This window comes from Pseudomonadales bacterium, from assembly GCA_024234215.1.
Classification (GTDB): domain Bacteria; phylum Pseudomonadota; class Gammaproteobacteria; order Pseudomonadales; family UBA5862; genus JACKOQ01.
In genome coordinates this window covers 198,328-216,436 of record JACKOQ010000002.1, presented here as the reverse complement: position 1 = coordinate 216,436, position 18,109 = coordinate 198,328, and the positions used below count along the sequence as shown (strand labels likewise).

Sequence of the window (18,109 nt, the reverse complement as noted above, 5' to 3'; positions counted from 1 at the left end):
AAGCCCCGATCAGGCCCGCTTCTGCTGTTTTTCGATCTTCTTGCGGATGCGCTGGCGCTTCAGAGGCGAGAGGTGGTCGACGAAGAGCTTGCCGTTGAGATGGTCCAGTTCATGCTGAATGCAGACCGCCAGCAATCCCGCAGGTTCGAGTTCGAATGAGTTGCCGTCGATGTCCTGTGCCTTCACCAGAATATGCCTGGGACGTGCGACCGTGTCATGAAAGCCGGGCACTGACAGGCAGCCCTCCTCCCACTCCAGCAGTTCGGTCGAAAGCGGCCGCACCGTGGGGTTGACCAGCACCAAGGGCGCGTTGCGCGTTTCGCTGACGTCGATCACCACCAGTTGCTGGTGCACATTGACCTGGGTGGCCGCCAAGCCGACACCCGGGGCGTCATACATGGTTTCGAGCATGTCGTCGGCCAGACGGCGCAATGCCTGATCGAATGTCAAAACCGGGGCCGCGCGGGTGCGCAGTCTGGGGTCTGGATATTCGAGGATCTGGAGGATGGTCATGCTGGTGCGCCTGCGCTCTGGCGGATTTCGAAAGGGTACTGCTAAGATTATCGTATCCAGCAGCGCGCCCACAAGGCACGCTGCCGTTCACCAGGCAGCGCCTGCCGGCTCGGCCGGCTCTGCTTGAGATGAGGTGGTTGCACCGGTTTTTCAATCCCCCTTTCATGCTGCCGAATGGCGGTTCCGGTGCACGAGAGTTCGCATCGGCCACACTGTGAGTACAGAACAATGAAGAAGAGTATCGGGCAGGTCCGGACCACCGCCGCGCTGGTGTTGGCACTGCTGTTGGCGACGGTTGGCGTGGCTGCCGATGAGGTGACGTTGAAGGCGGGCCATCCCGACCGCTATGTGGTGAAGAAGGGCGATACGCTCTGGGCCATTGCCGGCCTGTTTCTGAACAAGCCCTGGCACTGGCCGCGGGTGTGGCAGGCCAACCCGCAGATCAAGAACCCCCATCTGATCTATCCCGGCGATCAGCTTCGGCTGGTCCATGTCGATGGTGAGCCCCGTCTGCTGCTCGACCGGGGCGGCGACGCTCTTGAGTCGGATGGTGTGACCCGCCTGTCGCCACAGGTGCGGGTACAACCGCTGGAGAGTGCGATCGAGACGCTGCCGGCCGAGCTGGTGGGCCCCTATCTGATCAAGGGGCGCATCGTCAGCGCGCAGGAGGTTGAAGACGCTGCGCGGGTGATCGCCGGGCCGGAAGGGCGGCTGCTGATGGGGGCCGGTGACCGCTTCGTGGCCAGAGGACTGCCTGAATCGGCGGTCCAGGCCTATGCGGTGTTTCGCAGTGGTGAGCGCTATGTCGATCCGGACAGCGGTGAGTTGCTGGGCATCGAACTGATCGAAGTGGGGCGTGCCGGTTACCTCTCCGGCAAGGGGGAGGTGGCCACGCTCGAACTCGATCAGTCGGCACAAGAGGTACGGCTCGATGATCGGCTGCTGCCGATGGTCGAGGAGCGGGTGAACTCCAGCTATCTTCCCAGTGCGCCGGCCAATGCGGTCGATGGCAAGATCATCGCCGTGCTGGGTGGAGTGAAGAAGGTGGGCCGTTACAGTGTGGTGGCGCTCAATCGCGGTCGGTCGTCGGGTCTGGAGGTGGGCAACACGCTCGCCATCAGCAAGAAACCGCCGGCGGTGCGTGACCGGCAGCGTGGTGACTGGGTCGATCTGCCGGCCGAGCGGGTGGGGCTGCTGATGGTGTTTCGCACCTTCGACAAGATGAGTTATGCCTTGGTGCTCGAATCCTCGCAACCGGGCAATGTCGGTGATCTGGTCTCCTCCCCCTAGACAGCCCTCGCCGTCAACCTGAAACCGCGATGAGCCAGCCGCTGGCGGTCGATGAGCAGCGGCTCTGGCTCGCTCTGCTGCACACGCCCGGCCTGGGTCCGCGCCGGCTGCTGCGGCTGCTGCAGGCGCTCGGTTCGCCAGCCGCCATCATCGAGGCCAACATGGATCGCTTGCGGGCGCTGGGCCTGGATGGCGAGCTGCTGGCCAATCTGCTGCGCAACCGCGAGGCCGACCCGCCGTGGCGGACGCTGGTCGAAAACGATCTGAGCTGGCTCGAACGTGACGCGCTGCATCTGTTGAGCTGGGGCAGCCCTGCCTATCCACCGTTATTGGCACAGACCGCGACGCCACCGCCGCTGCTGTTCGTGCGTGGCGATGTCGCGCTGCTGCAACGACCGCAGTTGGCGGTGGTTGGCAGTCGCAGTCCGACGCCGGCCGGGATCGAGATCGCCCAGATGCTGGCGCGGGCGCTGGCCGAGGCGGGCTTGATCATCACCAGCGGGTTGGCGCTGGGCATCGATGGCGCGGCACACCGCGGCGCGCTGTCGGTGCCCGCTGGGCAGACCATCGCCGTGGTCGGTACCGGGCTCGACAGTTGTTATCCGGCGCGACATCGGCAGCTCTGCGAGCAGATTGCCGCACAAGGGGCGGTGGTCTGTGAATTTCCATTCGGCACGCCGCCGCGTGCCGACCACTTTCCGCGCCGCAACCGGGTGATTGCCGGCCTGGCATTGGGGGTGCTGGTGGTCGAGGCCGGACTGGGCAGTGGCTCACTGATCACTGCGCGCCATGCGCTGGAGGCGGGGCGCGAGATCTTCGCTGTGCCCGGCTCCATTCTGAACCCGCTCAGCCGTGGTGGCCATGCGCTGCTGCGAGATGGCGCCCGGCTGGTCGAGCGCGCCGAGGATGTGCTGGAGGAGCTTGGCCTCACCCTGAGTGGCCGCGCTGCCACGGCAGCCGGACCGGGCATGGCTCAACCACCCGGGCTGTTGACCCCGACGGAGCGCGAGCTGTTGCGCTGCATCGACTTTGAGTCGACCAGCGTCGACCTGTTGGTGGAGCGCAGCGGACTGGCGGTCCCGCAACTGCTCGGCCTGCTGTCGCAGCTCGAACTCAAGGGCTGGATCCGCGCCGGACTGGGTGGCTATCTGCGCGATCCGGCGCTCGGTGCCGACCACTGGGCGCAGTTGTGAAGGGTGGCGGTGACCGGCTTGCAACCTCTGCGTGGCTCGGCTAGTTTGCCGGGCCCGATTCACTGTTCAAGAGATTCCGATGGTCAGTCAGTGGCGACTGCTGCGCGCCGCCCGACTGCTGCGGCAGGGTGGGGTGCTGGCCTATCCGACCGAAGCGGTCTGGGGGCTGGGCTGTGACCCGGCCAACCGGCAGGCGGTCGAGCGGCTGCTGGCGATGAAGCAGCGTGCCGTCTCGCAGGGGTTGATCCTGATTGCCGGCAGCATGGCGCAACTGGAACCGCTGCTGCGTGATCTGTCGCCTTCGCAGCGCGACGAACTGGAGGCCAGTTGGCCCGGTCCGGTCACCTGGCTGATTCCTCACCACGGGCGCGTTCCGCACTGGATCAGCGGCCATCACGCTACCGTGGCGGTGCGGCTCACGGCACATCCGGTGGCGGCGGAACTCTGTCGGACCTTTGGTGGTATGCTGGTTTCGACTTCGGCCAATCCCCATCGACGACCGCCAGCGCGCGATCGTTTGCAACTGTTGCGCTATTTCGGCACCGAACTCGATGAGATTCTGCCTGGCGCGCTCGGCGGTGCGGCCCGGCCGAGCCAGATTCGCGATCTGGCATCGGGGCGGCGGATACGGGATTAGCTCCGTCCATATCATTTCATTTGCACGATGATTTCAGGAGTCGACGATGAGTTTCGGCAGTGACGGCATTGCCCGGGTGAGTGACTATTTGCAGGGTCTGCAAGATTCGATCTGCACCAGCTTCGAACAGATCGATGGGGTGGCCCGGTTCCGCGAGGAGTCGTGGCAGCGCCCCGGCGGCGGCGGTGGTCGCACCCGGGTGATCGCCGAGGGCGGGCTGTTCGAGAAAGGGGGGGTGAACTTCTCCCACGTCCATGGCGGCAACCTGCCGCCCTCCGCCACCCAGCACCGGCCGGAGTTGGCCGGACGCAGCTTTCAGGCGCTGGGCGTCTCGCTGGTGATGCATCCGCGCAACCCCTATCTGCCGACATCCCATGCCAATGTCCGGCTGTTTGTCGCCGAGGCGCCCGATGCGCCGCCGGTGTGGTGGTTCGGTGGCGGCTATGACCTGACCCCTTACTATCCTTTCGAGAGCGACTGCCGCCACTGGCACAACACCGCCAAGGCAGCCTGTGACCCCTTTGGCGCGCAGCGCTATCCCCGACTGAAGAAGTGGTGTGACGACTACTTCTTTCTGCCGCACCGAAACGAGGCGCGCGGTGTGGGTGGGCTCTTTTTCGACGATCTGAACGAGCTGGGTTTCGAGCGGGAGTTCGCCTTTCTGCGCGCCGTCGGCGACAGCTATCTGGCCGCCTATCTGCCGATTCTGGAGCGGCGCCGTCTGCTCGAATATGGCGAGCGGGAGCGGCAGTTCCAGTTGATTCGCCGTGGACGCTATGCCGAATTCAATCTGGTCTGGGACCGTGGTACCCAGTTCGGCCTGCAATCGGGTGGACGGACCGAATCGATCCTGATGTCGCTGCCACCCCTGGTGCGCTGGGAGTATGACTACCAGCCGCCGTTCGGCAGCGAGGAGGCGCGTCTGACCGAGGAGTTCCTGCGTCCCCGCGACTGGGCCACGACCTGAGACCGGAGCGCGCATGAAACAGTTTGCCGTCATCGGCAACCCGGTGGCGCACAGCCGGTCGCCGCAGATCCATGCCGCCTTTGCCGGGCAGTTCGGCATCGAACTCGATTACCGGCGCATTCTGACCGAGGCAGCCGATTTCGCCGAGCGGGTGACGACCTTCTTTGCAGAAGGGGGGCATGGACTCAACGTCACCCTGCCGTTCAAGGAGGCCGCCTGTGCGCTGGCCGATGAGCTGGGACCGCAGGCCGAGGCTGCGGGTGCGGTCAACACGCTGTCACTGACCGGCGACGGACGGCTGCGCGGTGACAACACCGATGGCATCGGCCTGGTGCGCGACCTGACCGACAATCTTGGCATCCCACTGCTGGGACAGCGGTTGCTGGTGATCGGCGCCGGTGGGGCGGTGCGGGGCATTCTGCCGGCACTGCTGGCTGCGGCGCCCGGTGAACTGCTGCTGGTCAATCGGACGCGGTCGCGGGCCGATGCGCTGGTCGAGCGTTTCGCGGCGCTGGGCAGCCTGCGCAGCGGCGATTTCGCCGAACTGGCAACCGAGCAGTGTGATCTGCTGATTCAGGGCAGCAGCGCCGCCTTCAGTGGTGAAGGGCTCGCACTGCCTGCCAGTCTGGTGGCTGGCGGCAGCGTCTACGACCTGGTCTATGGCGACAAGGCGGCACCCTTTCTGGACTGGGCGGCGCGCTGCGGTGCCCGGCGGGTGGCCGATGGACTCGGCATGTTGGTCGAGCAGGCGGCGGAGTCCTTCCGCATCTGGCATGGCGTGCTGCCGCAGACGGCGCCGGTGATCGCGCAACTGCGGCAGCACTGACCACTGATTTCCATCGAGGTGATTGTCATGGACAACCCGCTGTTGCAGCGGCATGAGTTCCCACCCTTCTCGGCCATCGCACCGGCACAGATCGGGCCGGCGTTCGAGCAGATTCTTGCCGAGAACCGTCAGGCCATCGCGCGGCTGGTCAGCGCGCCCGACAGCGACAGTTGGGCCGGGTTGATCGAGCCGCTCGATGAGCTGGCCGACCGCATCGGCCAAGCGCTCGCGCCGATTTCGCACCTCAATGCGGTGGTGAGCGATGAATCCCTGCGACAGGCCTACAATGCACTGCTGCCCAGGCTGGCCGACTACAACGCGGAGTATGACCAGAATCCGCTGCTGTTCGCGGCTTACCAGCGGTTGGCCCAGTCGCCGGCCCATGCCGACCTCGATGCCACACAGCAGCGCATCATCGAGCATGCCCTGCGTGATTTCCGTCTCGGTGGCATCGATCTGCCGGCAGCTCAGCAGCAGCGCTATCGGCAGATCAGCGCGCGTCTGGCGGAGCTCAGCAGCCGCTTCAGCGATCAGCTGCTGGATGCCACCGACGACTGGAGCCTGACCCTGGACAGCGCCGAGCGATTGCGTGGCGTGCCCGAGCTGGCGATTGCGGCAGCGCGCGAGCGGGCACAGGGCAAAGGCGAGGCTGGTTATCGGCTCACGCTGGAGTTTCCGGTCTATCAGGCCGTCATCACCCATGCCGATGACCGGGATCTGCGTCTTGAGATCTACCGCGCCTACCACACCCGTGCTTCGGAGCAGAGTGCGCAATCGCCGCAACGCGACAATGGTCCACTGATCGAGGAGATTCTGGCGCTGCGCGCCGAGCAGGCGCGGATGCTCGGCTTCGCCAGCTACGCCGAGCTCTCGCTGGCCACCAAAATGGCCGATTCGCCGGAGCGGGTCGAGCAGTTCCTGCGCGAACTGGCGCAGCGCTCGCGCGCCAAAGCGAGCGCCGACCATGCGGAGCTGGCCCGTTTTGCCGCCGCGGACGGCATCGATCGGCTCGAAGCCTGGGATGTCGCCTACTACAGCGAAAAGCTGCGCGAGTCGGCCTTTGCCATCTCGCAGGAGGCCTTGCGCCCCTATTTTCCGCTGCCGCGGGTGATGGCGGGGCTTTTCGAGCTGATCGACCGGCTGTTCGCGGTTCGCTTCACCGAGCAGTCGCAGTTCGACCGCTGGCATCCCGATGCCCGTCTGTTTGCGCTCCACAGCGATGATCGACTGCTGGGCCACCTCTATCTCGACCTCCATGCGCGGCCACGCAAGCGCGGCGGTGCCTGGATGGGCAGCCTGCGCAGCCGTTTTCTCCGGCCGCAGGGCGCATTGCAAAGACCGCTGGCTGCGGTGGTCTGCAACTTCGATCCACCGGCGCCAGGGCTGCCGGCACTGTTGACCCACAACGAGGTGCTGACGCTGTTCCACGAATTTGGCCATGCGCTGCATCACCTGATGACCGAGGTCGACCATCCGGCCGCAGCGGGCATCAATGGTGTGGAGTGGGATGCCGTCGAGCTGCCGAGCCAGTTGCTGGAGAACTGGTGCTGGCAGTCCGAGGCGCTCAGGCTGATCTCTGGCCACTACCAGACCGAAGAGCCCCTGCCTGACGAATTGCTGGCCCGGTTGGCGGCGGCCCGCCACTTCCAGAGCGGGATGCAGATGGTGCGGCAGATCGAATTCGCCCTGTTTGACCTCTCCATCCACAGTGCCGGGCACGGCTTGAGCGTGGCCGAGGTGCAGGCGCAGCTCGACCAGATCAGGGCTGAGGTGGCGGTGGTGAACCCACCAGCGTGGAACCGCTTCCAGAATGGCTTCAGCCACATCTTCGCGGGCGGCTATGCGGCCGGTTACTACAGCTACAAATGGGCGGAGCTGCTCTCGGCCGATGCCTTCTCCCGCTTCGAGCAGCAAGGATTGTTCGACCGTGAGAGCGGCCAGGCCTTTGCGCGCGAGATCTTGCGGCGCGGCGGTTCGCGGAATGCCTTGGATGGTTTCATCGCGTTTCGCGGACGGCCGCCACAGATTGAATCGCTGCTGCGACACAGTGGTATCGGATCGGAGAGCGAGGCCAATGGTTGATCAGCCGCCTGTACGAAAGCGTTTCATCGCCGGGGCGCTCTGCCCGCAATGCCAGCAGATCGACACATTGCAGATGTGGGAGGAGGCGGGTGTGCCGCATCGCGCCTGCGTTCGCTGCGGCCATCAGCTGGCCATGACCGCCGAGTCGCTCACCCCGGTCTGGCCTGCGGGTCGGCTTGAGCAGCGTGCAGCCCCGCAGATCGAGGGGCAGCCGCTGATTTTCTTTCCCAAACCACCCGCCCGGAACGATGACTGATATTTTGCTGAAAATTGATCAAGATCAAGGCATTTTGCTTCGATATCGGTAGAGAATCAGCCCTGCTGAGCAAGGTCGTCGTCTGTTCGGCAGACAACCATAAGAATAAAGCAGTCTGTACGCATGTGTCTTGGCTTGCGTCAGGAACAAAGGCGCAAGCCGGTTTCTTTGTCACATCGGGTTGAGAAAAAACCAGCGGCTGCTATCATGGCGCGGCATTTTGTCGCACCCGGACGTCTCGTCGATGCGCCCGGTGTCGAGCAGAATTAAGAACAACTCGAACATGATTCACACAACAACGCTAAATGGAGGCAGGACGATGCTGCTCGGTGCATGGTCGCGGCTCAAAACTCTGATGGGGCTGTTGCTCTTCTCTTCAATCGCTCTTGCCGAAGAGCCGCTGTCGAAGCTCAACCTGCGACCAGGTGTGACCGAAGTCAGCCAAAAGGCTTTCGATCTGCACATGATCATCCTCTGGATCTGTGTGGCGATCGGCGTGGTGGTCTTCTCCATCATGTTCTGGTCGATCCTGATGCACCGCAAGTCTCTGGGGGTCAAGCCGGCCGACTTCCATGAGAGCACCAAGATCGAACTGTTGTGGACCATCATCCCGGTCTTCATCCTGGTGGCGATGGCCATTCCGGCGACCACCACCTTGGTGTCGATGTATGACACCAAGGAGAGCGATCTCGACATCTTCATCACCGGCTACCAATGGAAGTGGAAGTACGAGTACATGGGGCAGGATGTCTCCTTCTTCAGTGTGCTGGCGACGCCGCAGAATGAGATTCACAACCAGGAGGCCAAGGGTGAGTTCTATCTGCTCGAGGTCGATCAGCCGCTGGTTGTCCCGGTTGGCAAGAAGATCCGTTTTCTGGTGACCGCCAAGGATGTGATTCACGCCTGGTGGGTGCCGGATCTTGCAGTCAAGAAGGATGCGGTTCCGGGGTTCGTCAACGAGGCCTGGACGAGAATCGACAAGCCGGGCGTCTACCGTGGTCAGTGTGCCGAGCTGTGCGGCAAGGACCATGGCTTCATGCCGATCGTGGTGGTGGCCAAGAGTCAAGAGGATTACGACAAGTGGTTGTCCGAGCGCAAGGAGGTTGCCCGCAAGGAGGCTGAGCTGAAGAGCAAGCAGTGGACGCTCGCCGAGTTGACGGCGCGTGGAGAAGAGGTGTATAGCAAAAACTGTGCTGCCTGTCATCAGGTCAATGGTGCGGGTGCCCCGCCGGCCTTCCCGCCGCTCAAGGGCAGTAAGATCGCCACGGGGGACCGTGCCGAGCACATCAAAATCGTGGTCAACGGCAAGCCGGGCACCTACATGGCAGCTTATGGGCCGCAGTTGAGTGAAGTTGACCTAGCGGCGGTCATCACCTACGAGCGCAATGCCTGGGGCAACAGCACCGGTGACCAGGTGAACCCGATCGACATCGTCAACTTCAAGAATTCGAAATAAGGAGGGCTTCTGATGGGTACGTTAAATCCCGCAGTCGAGGGTCATCACGACGATCATCATCATGGCCCGGCCAAGGGGGTTGCTCGCTGGCTCTTCGCCACCAACCACAAGGACATCGGGTCGATGTATCTGTGGCTCAGTTTTGCAATGTTTCTGCTTGGAGGTGCCTTTGCGCTGGTGATCCGCGCCGAGCTGTTCCAGCCGGGTCTGCAGTTGGTTCAGCCGGAGTTCTTCAACCAGATGACCACGCTGCATGGTCTGGTGATGGTCTTCGGTGCAGTCATGCCAGCCTTCGTCGGCCTGGCCAACTGGATGGTGCCGCTGATGATCGGCGCGCCTGACATGGCGCTGCCGCGATTGAACAATTTTTCATTCTGGATTCTGCCGTTTGCCTTTCTGACGCTGGCCTCGACGCTGTTCATGGAGGGCGGGGCGCCAAATTTCGGCTGGACCTTCTATGCGCCGCTCTCCACCACCTATGCGCCGCCGAGCGTAACCCTGTTCATTTTCTCGGTGCACATGATGGGGGTTTCGTCGATTCTGGGGGCGATCAACATCATTGCCACCATCCTCAACATGCGTGCGCCGGGCATGACCCTGATGAAGATGCCGCTCTTCGTCTGGACTTGGCTGATCACGGCATTCCTGCTGATTGCGGTGATGCCGGTGCTGGCGGGTGTGGTCACCATGATGCTGATGGACATTCACTTCGGCACCAGCTTCTTCAATGCAGCGGGTGGCGGTGATCCGGTGCTGTTCCAGCATGTTTTCTGGTTCTTCGGTCACCCGGAGGTCTACATCATGATTCTGCCCTCTTTCGGGGTGGCCTCGCAGATCATTCCAGTGTTTGCCCGCAAGAAGCTGTTCGGTTATGAGTCGATGGTCTATGCCACTGCGTCGATTGCCTTCCTCTCGTTTATCGTCTGGGGGCATCACATGTTTACGGTGGGTATGCCGTTGGCCGGCGAACTTTATTACATGTATGCCACCATGCTGATCGCGGTGCCCACTGGCGTAAAGGTCTTCAACTGGGCGGCGACGATGTTCCGTGGCGCCATGACCTTCGAAACGCCGATGCTGTTTGCGATCGCCTTCGTCGTGCTCTTCACCATCGGTGGCTTCACGGGCCTGATGATGTCGATCGCGCCGGTCGATTTCCAGTACCATGACACCTACTTCATCGTGGCCCATTTCCACTATGTGCTGGTGCCGGGTGCAGTCTTCTCGATCTTCGCTGGCGCTTACTTCTGGTTGCCGAAGTGGACTGGACACATGTATGACGAGCGTCTTGGCAAGTTGCACTTCTGGCTCTCGTTCTTCTTTGTAAACCTGCTGTTCTTTCCGATGCACTTTGTCGGGCTCGCAGGCATGCCGCGGCGGATCCCCGACTATGCGCTGCAATTTGCCGATTTCAACATGATGGCAAGTGTTGGCGCCTTCGGTTTCGGTTTGAGCCAGTTGCTGTTCCTGTTCATCGTCATCAAATGCATCCGCGGCGGTGCGCCGGCAACGGCCAAGGTGTGGGAAGGTGCCGATGAGGGGCTCGAGTGGACGGTGCCTTCGCCTGCGCCCTTCCATACCTTTTCGACTCCGCCGGTGGTGAAGTAGCGATTTTCCTGTGGCAGGCAGAAACCAATGGAAATGAGGACCCAAAAAAAGCAGAGTCGACTCCTGTTGACGCTGACTTTGGTTGTCGTGGGCATGTTTGCCTTCGGGTTTCTGCTGGTGCCGCTGTATGACGTGATCTGCAGGTGGACCGGTTTGAATGGCAAGACTGCGGGGCAGTACGAACTCTCATCCGCAGAGGCAGTGCAGGTGGATCAGAGTCGGTTGGTCACGGTACAGTTCGTGGCTACCAACAATGACCGCATGTCATGGGAGTTTCGTCCGATGGTGGCGTCGATTCAGCTCCATCCTGGTGAGGTCAAGGAGGTGAAGTTCTACGCGCGGAATCCCGAAGCGAAGGCCATGACCGCGCAGGCGATCCCGAGCGTCTCGCCGGGCGCGACTGCGGAGTATCTGCACAAGGTCGAGTGTTTCTGCTTTGCCCAGCAGCATCTGATGGCGGGGCAGGCGGTCGAGATGCCGTTGCGATTCTTTGTCGATCCGAAGCTGCCGGCGCATGTCACCAAGCTGACGCTTTCGTACACGCTTTTTGATGTCGATACACTTGCGCATGGTGCTGAAGCCAGGGCGCAACAATCAGAATCAACCAACTAAAACAATACTGGCCAGCCAGGCAAATGAAGATGGAGATTTCCATGGCAAAGACGACAGAAACGCCTCTGTATTATGTTCCCGAGCAGAGCAAGTTGCCGGTGCTGACAGCGCTGGCTCTTTTTTGCATGCTGATAGGCGGCGGGAACTTCATTACGGCAAACAGCCATCAGACTGATTCGACTTTCGCGTTTTGGTGGATGTTGTCCGGCTTTGCCATGATGGCAGTGATTTTCTATGCCTGGTTCGGGCAGGTGATTCGAGAGAACGATTCCGGTCTTTACAGTGATCAGCTCAACCGTTCCTTTGTCATGGGCATGAGCTGGTTCATCTTTTCTGAGGTGATGTTCTTCGCTGCCTTCTTCGGAGCGCTCTTCTATGTGCGCACCTTGGTGATGCCATGGCTGGCGGGTGAGGGTGACAAGGGTGTCAGCCACATGCTCTGGCCTGATTTCCAGGCGGTGTGGCCGATGATCAACATGCCATCGGCAACAGGGTTCTCGGTGCCTTCGCAAGTGGTCGACCCTTGGCACCTGCCGCTGATCAACACCATTCTGCTGGTCTCCTCCAGTGTGACCTTGACCTGGGCGCACCATGCGCTCAAGGCCGAGCAGCGCTCCAAGCTCAATTTCTGGCTGTTCGTCACGGTTGCGTTGGGTGTTTCGTTTCTCGTGCTGCAAGCCTACGAATATTACGAGGCCTACCATCACTACGGCCTGACGCTCAATTCAGGAATCTATGGTACGACTTTCTTCATGCTGACCGGTTTCCATGGTGCGCACGTCACCATCGGCACCCTCATGTTGATTGTCATGCTTCTGCGAGCCCTGAAAGGGCACTTCAAGCCAAATGACCATTTCGGTTTCGAAGCCGCCGCATGGTACTGGCATTTCGTTGATGTGGTCTGGGTCGGCCTCTTTATCTTTGTCTATCTGTGGTAGCAAACCACCGGTCAAGTACGAACGAAGAGCCGTGTTGCGAGCCTTTGGTTTACTGCCAAGGTGCTCGCAGTGCCAGTTCTCCGCTCCACAAGCCATAGATGACGCAGAGCAGCAACAGCACTGCCAGGCTGACTCTGATTGCGAGGGAGTTGAGCAGTCGGCGGCTTTGAGTGTCTCCGCGGTCCTTGATGAAAAAATAGAAACCGCTGCTCAAGCTGGCGAGAATGGCGCAGAAGAGCAGCATAATGGTCGTTTTGAGCCACATTTCAGAACATCCTGAGGGTTGGTCGGGTTCATTAAATCATGAAAGCCGTGTCGAGACACGGGAAGGGCCTTATGCTGGATCAAAGGGCGAAGTGCCTGAATGGGCAGGTTCCTTGATTTCGAAAGAAAAGCGGCAGCGTTTTTTCAGGTTCAAGCCCAATCTCAAACTGACGGCGCTTGCACTGGTCATGTTTCCCTTGCTCTGCGCCTTGGGTTTTTGGCAGCTTGGGCGGATGGCGGAAAAGCAGAAGATTCTGGAACAGCTCGAGCTGCAGCAACGGTTGTCTCCGGTCAGCATGGAAGAATTGCCCGATCAGCTTGAGCAGCTGCGTGGTCGACGTGTGAAAATCACCGGTGAGTTCGACAACGACAGGGTCATCTTGCTCGACAACCGGATCATGGCAGGACATGCCGGTTATGAAGTGCTGGTGTTGTTCAGGACTGCATCGGGGGCAAGAAATCTGTGGCTCAATCGCGGCTGGGTGGCAGCGGATGGCAACCGCCAACGACTGCCTGAAATTGCGCCTGTGGTTGGGCAGGTAACGGTGGTTGGAGAGATCTATGTTCCCTATGGCGCTGCGATTTTGCTGGGTGCCAATCAGGCAGAGGGCCGGGACTGGCCGAAGGTGGTGCAGGCGGCCGAACTCTCCATGCTCCGCGTGCTTTGGGGTGTTGAGCTCTATCCTCACCAGATTCGCCTGCTGCCGGAACAGCCAGGGGTGCTGCAGCGGCCATGGACAACGGTGAACGTGACGCCAGAAAAACATCTGGGTTATGCGGTGCAGTGGTTTGCGTTGGCTGCAGCACTGTTGCTGCTCTATCTATACTCCTCGTGTGTTGTTGAAGAAGAGGCTGCGTGAAATCAAGTCAACCGGCAAAAAATGTAATGAACGCTCAGTCGCAGCCTCAAAAGAGGCCATGGGTGCTTTATGCAATTGTACTGGGCACCGCATTGCCGGTGCTTGCAGCCTATCTGTTTCATTATTACGCCTCGGTATGGCAGCCAGGCTCGCAGACGGTCAACCGCGGAGTTCTGCTCTCCCCGCCTTTGAATATCCAGAATTTCAAACTGCTGGATCGGGCGGGTCAACCGTTCTTCAAAGAGGAGTTTCCAGGGAAGTGGCTCATCCTGCAAATCGCCAGTGACGAGTGTGGTGAGCCTTGTCAGGTACGTCGACATGAGTTGCGCCAGGTACATGTGGCACTTGGCAAAGAGATGACCAGAGTGAATCGTCTGCTGGTCCAGGGCCGAGAGGATCGGAATTTCGTTGACGATCAGCAGACAAAAGAAAATGAGCCGCCGTTGAGGGTCGCGTACGGTGATCTGCTGGAGATCAGGCATCATCTGGCACAGATCGACGCCTTGCGCAGCGGTGAGGTGAGTGAACTGGTGTTTCTGGTCGATCCGCTGGGCAACATCATGATGTACTACACCCCCACTCACAGTGGCAAGGATCTGCTCAAGGATCTGCAGAAGTTGCTCAAGGCTTCACAAATTGGCTGATGGCGCGATGGTTACTGGGTTCAAGCGCAAACCGGGTTTCATGCTGGCGTTGTGCAGCACGTTTTTTACTCTGATCGTGGTGCTGCTGGGCGCCTATACACGACTTTCCGACGCCGGATTGGGCTGCCCTGATTGGCCTGGTTGTTATGGCTTTGTGAGCGTTCCTCGCAGTGAGGCCCAGATCGATCTGGCGGAAAGTCGCTATCCTCATGCGCCGGTCGAGGCCCACAAGGCCTGGCCGGAGATGGTGCACCGTTACTTTGCCGGTACCTTGGGCTTGCTGGTATTGGCCAATCTGATCGTGGCGTGGCGCCACCGCCATCTGCCGCAGCAGCCACTGGGGTTGCCGCTGGCGCTGGCCGTGCTGGTGGTCGTGCAGGCGCTGTTCGGCATGTGGACGGTGACCCTGAAGCTCTGGCCGCAGGTGGTGACCGCGCATTTGCTGGGTGGCTTTGCCACCTTGACGCTGCTGTGGCTGTTGACGTTGCGGCTGTCGAACTGGGGAGACTCAGCGGCGGCCATCTCAACTCGATCGGCCGGTATGCGCCGGTTGACTCGTTTGGGTCTGTTGCTGCTGCTGTTGCAGATCGCATTGGGTGGCTGGCTGAGCTCCAACTATGCGGCACTTGCCTGTCCTGATCTGCCGACTTGTCAGGCTCAGTGGTGGCCCGAGATGGATTTTCGTGCAGGATTCAACCTGTTGCAGGATGTGGGCCCCAGCTATCTGGGCGGGCTGCTGCACAACAGTGCGCGCATGGCTGTTCATGTGACCCATCGACTGGGCGCATTGGTCGTGACGGCCATACTGCTGCTGCTTGCCTTCAACCTGTTTCGCCACTCCGGAGTGGTGCGAAAGCTGGCGGGTTTGTTGCTCTTGGTCTTGACACTGCAACTGTCGCTGGGGGTTGGGAACATCCTTCTGCAATTGCCACTGCCGATCGCGGTTGCGCACAATGGCGTTGCCGCGCTGCTGCTGCTGACGCTTACGGCGATCGACCACTTTTTGAGCAGGCGCACCGCCGCCGGGAGATGAGTGTCATGAGTTCGACCTCCATGGAGCAAGCTGGAAAGCCGATCGGCCTGCTCGATCAGTTCAATGACTATCTGGAGCTGTGCAAGCCCAAGGTGGTGGCCTTGATGATCCTGACCTCGATCGTCGGGATGTTTCTGGCCGTGCCGGGGATGGTGCCATGGGATGTACTGCTGCTCGGCAACCTGGGCATTGCGCTGGTGTCGGCCTCGGGGGCAGTGATCAACCATGTGATCGACCGGCGCATCGACACCCTGATGGCCAGAACCCACAAGCGGCCGGTGGCCGTAGGCCGTGTCTCTCCAGCACGTGCCATGCTGTTCGCGTTGTTGATCGGCGTGGTCGGCATGGCCATCCTGCTGATCTTCGTCAATCCGCTCTGTGCCTGGCTGACGCTGGCGGCCTTCGTCGGTTACGCCTTCATCTACACCGGCTACCTGAAGCGGGCGACACCGCAGAACATCGTCATCGGTGGCATTGCCGGTGCCGCGCCGCCACTGCTGGGCTGGAGCGCGGTGACCGGGACGGTCGATCCACATGCCCTGCTGCTGGTGCTGATCATCTTTGCCTGGACGCCCCCGCACTTCTGGGCGCTGGCGATCCACCGCAAGGAGGATTATGCCAAGGCCAACATCCCGATGTTGCCGGTGACCCATGGGGACCGTTACACCAAGCTGCACATTTTGCTCTACACGGCAGTGCTGTTCGCGGCGGCGCTGCTGCCGGCCGCGACCGGGATGAGTGGCTGGATCTACCTGGCCGGCGCCAGCCTGCTGGGAGCGGGCTTCATCTACCGTGCCGTGCAGCTCTGTCTGGATGAAAAGTCGGGCGCGCCGATGGCGACCTTTCGCTACTCCATTCTCTATCTGATGGCGCTCTTTGTCGTACTGCTGGTCGACCACTACTTTCTGATTCGGCTATGAGCGGTGGGGCGACTCGCGGGAAGTGGATCACCGTAGCGATTCTCACCGTCGTCGTGACCGCGATCGGGCTGGTTTTTTCCAGCAATGTCACCAAGCCCCGAGCGCTGTCGGTCGAGCAACTGCGCACCAATGGCCTCTATCTGCTGGAGCAGCCCAAGTCACTGGGTGAATTTGCGCTGACCACGGCAACCGGAACTGCTTTTACCGCTGCCGAACTGCGCGGTCACTGGACGCTGCTGTTCATGGGGTTCACCCATTGCCCGGTCTTTTGCCCCACCACGCTGGCCACGTTGAACGAGCTGGTCACTGGCAAACTGGGTGAGACGCCCTATGCGGCCGACACCCGCGTGGTGATGGTGTCGCTGGACCCGCAGCGGGACAGTGCAGAGAAATTGGCCGGCTACCTGAATGGCTTCAACCCCGGTTTCACCGGAGTGACCGGCAGTTTCGAGCAGATATTCCAGTTCAGCCAGAGCCTGGGCTTCTCCTTCGCCAAGTTGCCGTTGGCCAATGGTGATTACACCATCGACCATGCCGGCATGATTGCCCTGATCGATGCCGACGGCCATTACCGAGGTTACTTCAAGCCGCCGCATGATGCGGCGCAGATGCTGGTCACCTACCGTTCTGCCCGTGCCGGGCTGCTGCGCTGATCTGCGGTTCACACGAGCAACTTGACGCCGATCAATACCAACATCGAGGCGAGCACTGGCCGCAGCAGCCGCTCCGGCATCCGCGCGGCCAGGTGGCTGCCGAGGTAGATGCCCGGCAGCGAGCCGATCAGCAGACTGCCGAGCAGGCTCCAGTCGACGCTGCCCATCATCCAGTGGCCGATGCCGGCCACCAGCGTCAGAGGCACAGCGTGGGCCAGATCGGAACCGACGATGCGAATCGCCGAAAGTTGCGGATAGAGAAAGAACAGCACCGCGACACCAATCGCGCCGGCGCCGACCGACGACAGTGACACCAGCACGCCCAGCAGTGCACCGGTTGCGACAGTGACCGGGCCGAGCCAGCGCGTGCGCCAGTGGTCACTGTGGTGACTGAGTGCGAACGCCTGAATTCTCTGCTTGAAAATCAGGGCCACGGCGGTCAGCAGCAGGGCGACACCCAGCACCGAGGAGATGACCACCGACAGGTGCTTCTCCGGCAATCCAAAATAACTGAGCGCCGAGAGCGTGAGGATGGTGGCCGGAATGCTGCCAGCCGCCAGACGGCCGGTGATCTTCCAGTCCACATGCCCCTTGCGGGCATGCACCGTGGTGCCGCCCATCTTGGTGATGGCCGCATAGAGCAGGTCGGTCCCGACGGCGGTGGCAGGGTGGACGCCGAACAGCAGCATCAGCAGCGGTGTCATCAGCGAGCCGCCGCCGACGCCAGTCACGCCAACGATGGCGCCGACGACAAAACCAGAGAAGATGTAGGCAGATGTCATGAGCTGGGGCACGGTTCCATCAGAAGATGGCGTGATGCTAGCAGCCCCTTATAATTCTAAAAAGAATAAAAGATTATAGAGGATATAAAAAAAGAATAAGAGGGGCTGTCAATCTGCGCAGCGGCGGCATGGTTGCCGATTCTTGATGAACAGGATTGCTGACTGGATGGTGCGCAGGGTGTGGCAAATGGCCCAAGGGACAAGAGTGCCGATGGGCGATCACTTCCAAGTGAAAATCTCCCAGCTCGGAATCAGCATGTTGGGCTGATCGATGTTCTGGAAATCCTTGCCGTTGGTGGTGACCAGAAAATAGGGCTTGCCGTTCTTGGGAATCACCTTGACGGCGTAGGTGAAGCCGTTGATCCGGTATTCATGGATGGTTTTATCCTTGCCTTCGTGGATGATCACCTCGGCCTCTCCTGGCGCGGCCTCCTCGGTGAAGGCAGGCAGGGCAAGGCAGAGCGCAAACAGAATCGACAGCAGGCGCAAAGATCTCATGATGGGGTCCAGCAGTGGGTGCACGGCGAATCTTACCACTGTAGTCTTGGCGTTATCTTCCGATCTGAAGGATTCGT

The 18,109-nt window shown here is 61.0% G+C and carries 20 protein-coding genes; 16 read left to right on the top strand and 4 right to left on the bottom strand.

Translation table 11 applies throughout. From position 1 onward, the window contains the following. Positions 1-9: 9 nt before the first annotated feature. Complete coding sequence (gene def / locus H7A13_05425) at positions 10-513, bottom strand: peptide deformylase (protein MCP5332781.1); 504 nt, start codon at positions 511-513, stop codon at positions 10-12. Positions 514-741: 228 nt separating this feature from the next. Here def and H7A13_05420 point away from each other — a divergent pair, with 228 nt between their 5' ends. From H7A13_05420 to H7A13_05370, 11 genes are all read left to right on the top strand, one after another. Then, a complete protein-coding gene (locus H7A13_05420) occupies positions 742-1,803 on the top strand; it encodes a LysM peptidoglycan-binding domain-containing protein (protein ID MCP5332780.1) in 1,062 nt (353 codons plus the stop codon). 29 nt (positions 1,804-1,832) lie between these two features. Then, a complete protein-coding gene (gene dprA / locus H7A13_05415) occupies positions 1,833-2,996 on the top strand; it encodes a DNA-protecting protein DprA (GenBank protein MCP5332779.1) in 1,164 nt (387 codons plus the stop codon). Positions 2,997-3,075: 79 nt separating this feature from the next. Beyond that, entirely contained in the window at positions 3,076-3,633 is a 558-nt protein-coding gene (locus H7A13_05410; protein MCP5332778.1) for a Sua5/YciO/YrdC/YwlC family protein, read from the top strand. Between the two features lie 46 nt (positions 3,634-3,679). Continuing rightward, complete coding sequence (hemF, locus tag H7A13_05405; protein MCP5332777.1) at positions 3,680-4,600, top strand: oxygen-dependent coproporphyrinogen oxidase; 921 nt, start codon at positions 3,680-3,682, stop codon at positions 4,598-4,600. 13 nt (positions 4,601-4,613) lie between these two features. Beyond that, on the top strand, positions 4,614-5,426 hold the full coding sequence (gene aroE, locus H7A13_05400) for a shikimate dehydrogenase (protein ID MCP5332776.1): 813 nt from the start codon (positions 4,614-4,616) through the stop codon (positions 5,424-5,426). A gap of 21 nt (positions 5,427-5,447) precedes the next feature. Beyond that, the gene (locus tag H7A13_05395; protein MCP5332775.1) at positions 5,448-7,508 is read left to right on the top strand and encodes a M3 family metallopeptidase; all 2,061 of its coding nucleotides are present in this window, start codon (positions 5,448-5,450) and stop codon (positions 7,506-7,508) included. Then, positions 7,501-7,764: a YheV family putative metal-binding protein gene (locus tag H7A13_05390; protein MCP5332774.1), complete on the top strand. Its 264-nt coding sequence runs from the start codon at positions 7,501-7,503 to the stop codon at positions 7,762-7,764. The genes H7A13_05395 and H7A13_05390 overlap by 8 nt, the downstream gene beginning before the upstream one ends. 355 nt (positions 7,765-8,119) lie before the next feature. Next, complete coding sequence (coxB, locus tag H7A13_05385; GenBank protein ID MCP5332773.1) at positions 8,120-9,220, top strand: cytochrome c oxidase subunit II; 1,101 nt, start codon at positions 8,120-8,122, stop codon at positions 9,218-9,220. Between the two features lie 12 nt (positions 9,221-9,232). Continuing rightward, positions 9,233-10,828, top strand: a complete 1,596-nt coding sequence (ctaD, locus tag H7A13_05380; protein MCP5332772.1) for a cytochrome c oxidase subunit I — start codon at positions 9,233-9,235, stop codon at positions 10,826-10,828. Positions 10,829-10,861: 33 nt separating this feature from the next. Beyond that, on the top strand, positions 10,862-11,440 hold the full coding sequence (locus H7A13_05375; GenBank protein MCP5332771.1) for a cytochrome c oxidase assembly protein: 579 nt from the start codon (positions 10,862-10,864) through the stop codon (positions 11,438-11,440). A gap of 41 nt (positions 11,441-11,481) precedes the next feature. After that, on the top strand, positions 11,482-12,378 hold the full coding sequence (locus tag H7A13_05370; protein ID MCP5332770.1) for a cytochrome c oxidase subunit 3: 897 nt from the start codon (positions 11,482-11,484) through the stop codon (positions 12,376-12,378). Positions 12,379-12,427: 49 nt separating this feature from the next. Here the strand turns inward: H7A13_05370 and H7A13_05365 are convergent, their stop codons facing one another. Beyond that, entirely contained in the window at positions 12,428-12,643 is a 216-nt protein-coding gene (locus H7A13_05365; protein MCP5332769.1) for a DUF2909 domain-containing protein, read from the bottom strand. Between H7A13_05365 and H7A13_05360 the strand changes: the two genes are divergently transcribed. From H7A13_05360 to H7A13_05340, 5 genes are read left to right on the top strand one after another with little or no spacing between them, the layout of a single operon-like run. Further along, positions 12,624-13,502, top strand: a complete 879-nt coding sequence (locus tag H7A13_05360) for an SURF1 family protein (protein ID MCP5332768.1) — start codon at positions 12,624-12,626, stop codon at positions 13,500-13,502. The genes H7A13_05365 and H7A13_05360 overlap by 20 nt on opposite strands. Next, the gene (locus tag H7A13_05355; protein ID MCP5332767.1) at positions 13,499-14,146 is read left to right on the top strand and encodes a hypothetical protein; all 648 of its coding nucleotides are present in this window, start codon (positions 13,499-13,501) and stop codon (positions 14,144-14,146) included. Before H7A13_05360 ends, H7A13_05355 begins: the two co-directional genes overlap by 4 nt. Positions 14,147-14,153: 7 nt before the next feature. After that, a complete protein-coding gene (locus H7A13_05350) occupies positions 14,154-15,179 on the top strand; it encodes a COX15/CtaA family protein (GenBank protein MCP5332766.1) in 1,026 nt (341 codons plus the stop codon). Next, positions 15,176-16,099: a protoheme IX farnesyltransferase gene (locus H7A13_05345; protein ID MCP5332765.1), complete on the top strand. Its 924-nt coding sequence runs from the start codon at positions 15,176-15,178 to the stop codon at positions 16,097-16,099. The genes H7A13_05350 and H7A13_05345 overlap by 4 nt, the downstream gene beginning before the upstream one ends. Next, complete coding sequence (locus tag H7A13_05340; GenBank protein MCP5332764.1) at positions 16,096-16,752, top strand: SCO family protein; 657 nt, start codon at positions 16,096-16,098, stop codon at positions 16,750-16,752. Before H7A13_05345 ends, H7A13_05340 begins: the two co-directional genes overlap by 4 nt. A gap of 8 nt (positions 16,753-16,760) precedes the next feature. Here H7A13_05340 and H7A13_05335 read toward each other — a convergent pair whose 3' ends face one another. Continuing rightward, positions 16,761-17,534 (bottom strand): sulfite exporter TauE/SafE family protein, encoded by a 774-nt coding sequence (locus H7A13_05335; GenBank protein ID MCP5332763.1) that lies wholly within the window; start codon positions 17,532-17,534, stop codon positions 16,761-16,763. 219 nt (positions 17,535-17,753) lie between these two features. Continuing rightward, positions 17,754-18,032: a DUF2782 domain-containing protein gene (locus tag H7A13_05330; GenBank protein MCP5332762.1), complete on the bottom strand. Its 279-nt coding sequence runs from the start codon at positions 18,030-18,032 to the stop codon at positions 17,754-17,756. Positions 18,033-18,109: the final 77 nt, after the last annotated feature.

Bases quoted from the DNA above. Each gene is read 5' to 3' on its own strand.
- H7A13_05410 (MCP5332778.1), top strand. From the start codon at position 3,076: ATGGTCAGTCAGTGGCGACTGCTGCGCGCCGCCCGACTGCTGCGGCAG.
- H7A13_05370 (MCP5332770.1), top strand. From the start codon at position 11,482: ATGGCAAAGACGACAGAAACGCCTCTGTATTATGTTCCCGAGCAGAGC.
- H7A13_05350 (MCP5332766.1), top strand. From the start codon at position 14,154: ATGGTTACTGGGTTCAAGCGCAAACCGGGTTTCATGCTGGCGTTGTGC.
- H7A13_05365 (MCP5332769.1), bottom strand. From the start codon at position 12,643: ATGTGGCTCAAAACGACCATTATGCTGCTCTTCTGCGCCATTCTCGCC.
- H7A13_05375 (MCP5332771.1), top strand. From the start codon at position 10,862: ATGAGGACCCAAAAAAAGCAGAGTCGACTCCTGTTGACGCTGACTTTG.
- H7A13_05330 (MCP5332762.1), bottom strand. From the start codon at position 18,032: ATGAGATCTTTGCGCCTGCTGTCGATTCTGTTTGCGCTCTGCCTTGCC.
- H7A13_05335 (MCP5332763.1), bottom strand. From the start codon at position 17,534: ATGACATCTGCCTACATCTTCTCTGGTTTTGTCGTCGGCGCCATCGTT.
- hemF (MCP5332777.1), top strand. From the start codon at position 3,680: ATGAGTTTCGGCAGTGACGGCATTGCCCGGGTGAGTGACTATTTGCAG.
- H7A13_05420 (MCP5332780.1), top strand. From the start codon at position 742: ATGAAGAAGAGTATCGGGCAGGTCCGGACCACCGCCGCGCTGGTGTTG.
- H7A13_05345 (MCP5332765.1), top strand. From the start codon at position 15,176: ATGAGTGTCATGAGTTCGACCTCCATGGAGCAAGCTGGAAAGCCGATC.
- H7A13_05390 (MCP5332774.1), top strand. From the start codon at position 7,501: ATGGTTGATCAGCCGCCTGTACGAAAGCGTTTCATCGCCGGGGCGCTC.
- H7A13_05360 (MCP5332768.1), top strand. From the start codon at position 12,624: ATGGTCGTTTTGAGCCACATTTCAGAACATCCTGAGGGTTGGTCGGGT.
- coxB (MCP5332773.1), top strand. From the start codon at position 8,120: ATGGGGCTGTTGCTCTTCTCTTCAATCGCTCTTGCCGAAGAGCCGCTG.
- dprA (MCP5332779.1), top strand. From the start codon at position 1,833: ATGAGCCAGCCGCTGGCGGTCGATGAGCAGCGGCTCTGGCTCGCTCTG.
- ctaD (MCP5332772.1), top strand. From the start codon at position 9,233: ATGGGTACGTTAAATCCCGCAGTCGAGGGTCATCACGACGATCATCAT.
- H7A13_05340 (MCP5332764.1), top strand. From the start codon at position 16,096: ATGAGCGGTGGGGCGACTCGCGGGAAGTGGATCACCGTAGCGATTCTC.
- def (MCP5332781.1), bottom strand. From the start codon at position 513: ATGACCATCCTCCAGATCCTCGAATATCCAGACCCCAGACTGCGCACC.
- aroE (MCP5332776.1), top strand. From the start codon at position 4,614: ATGAAACAGTTTGCCGTCATCGGCAACCCGGTGGCGCACAGCCGGTCG.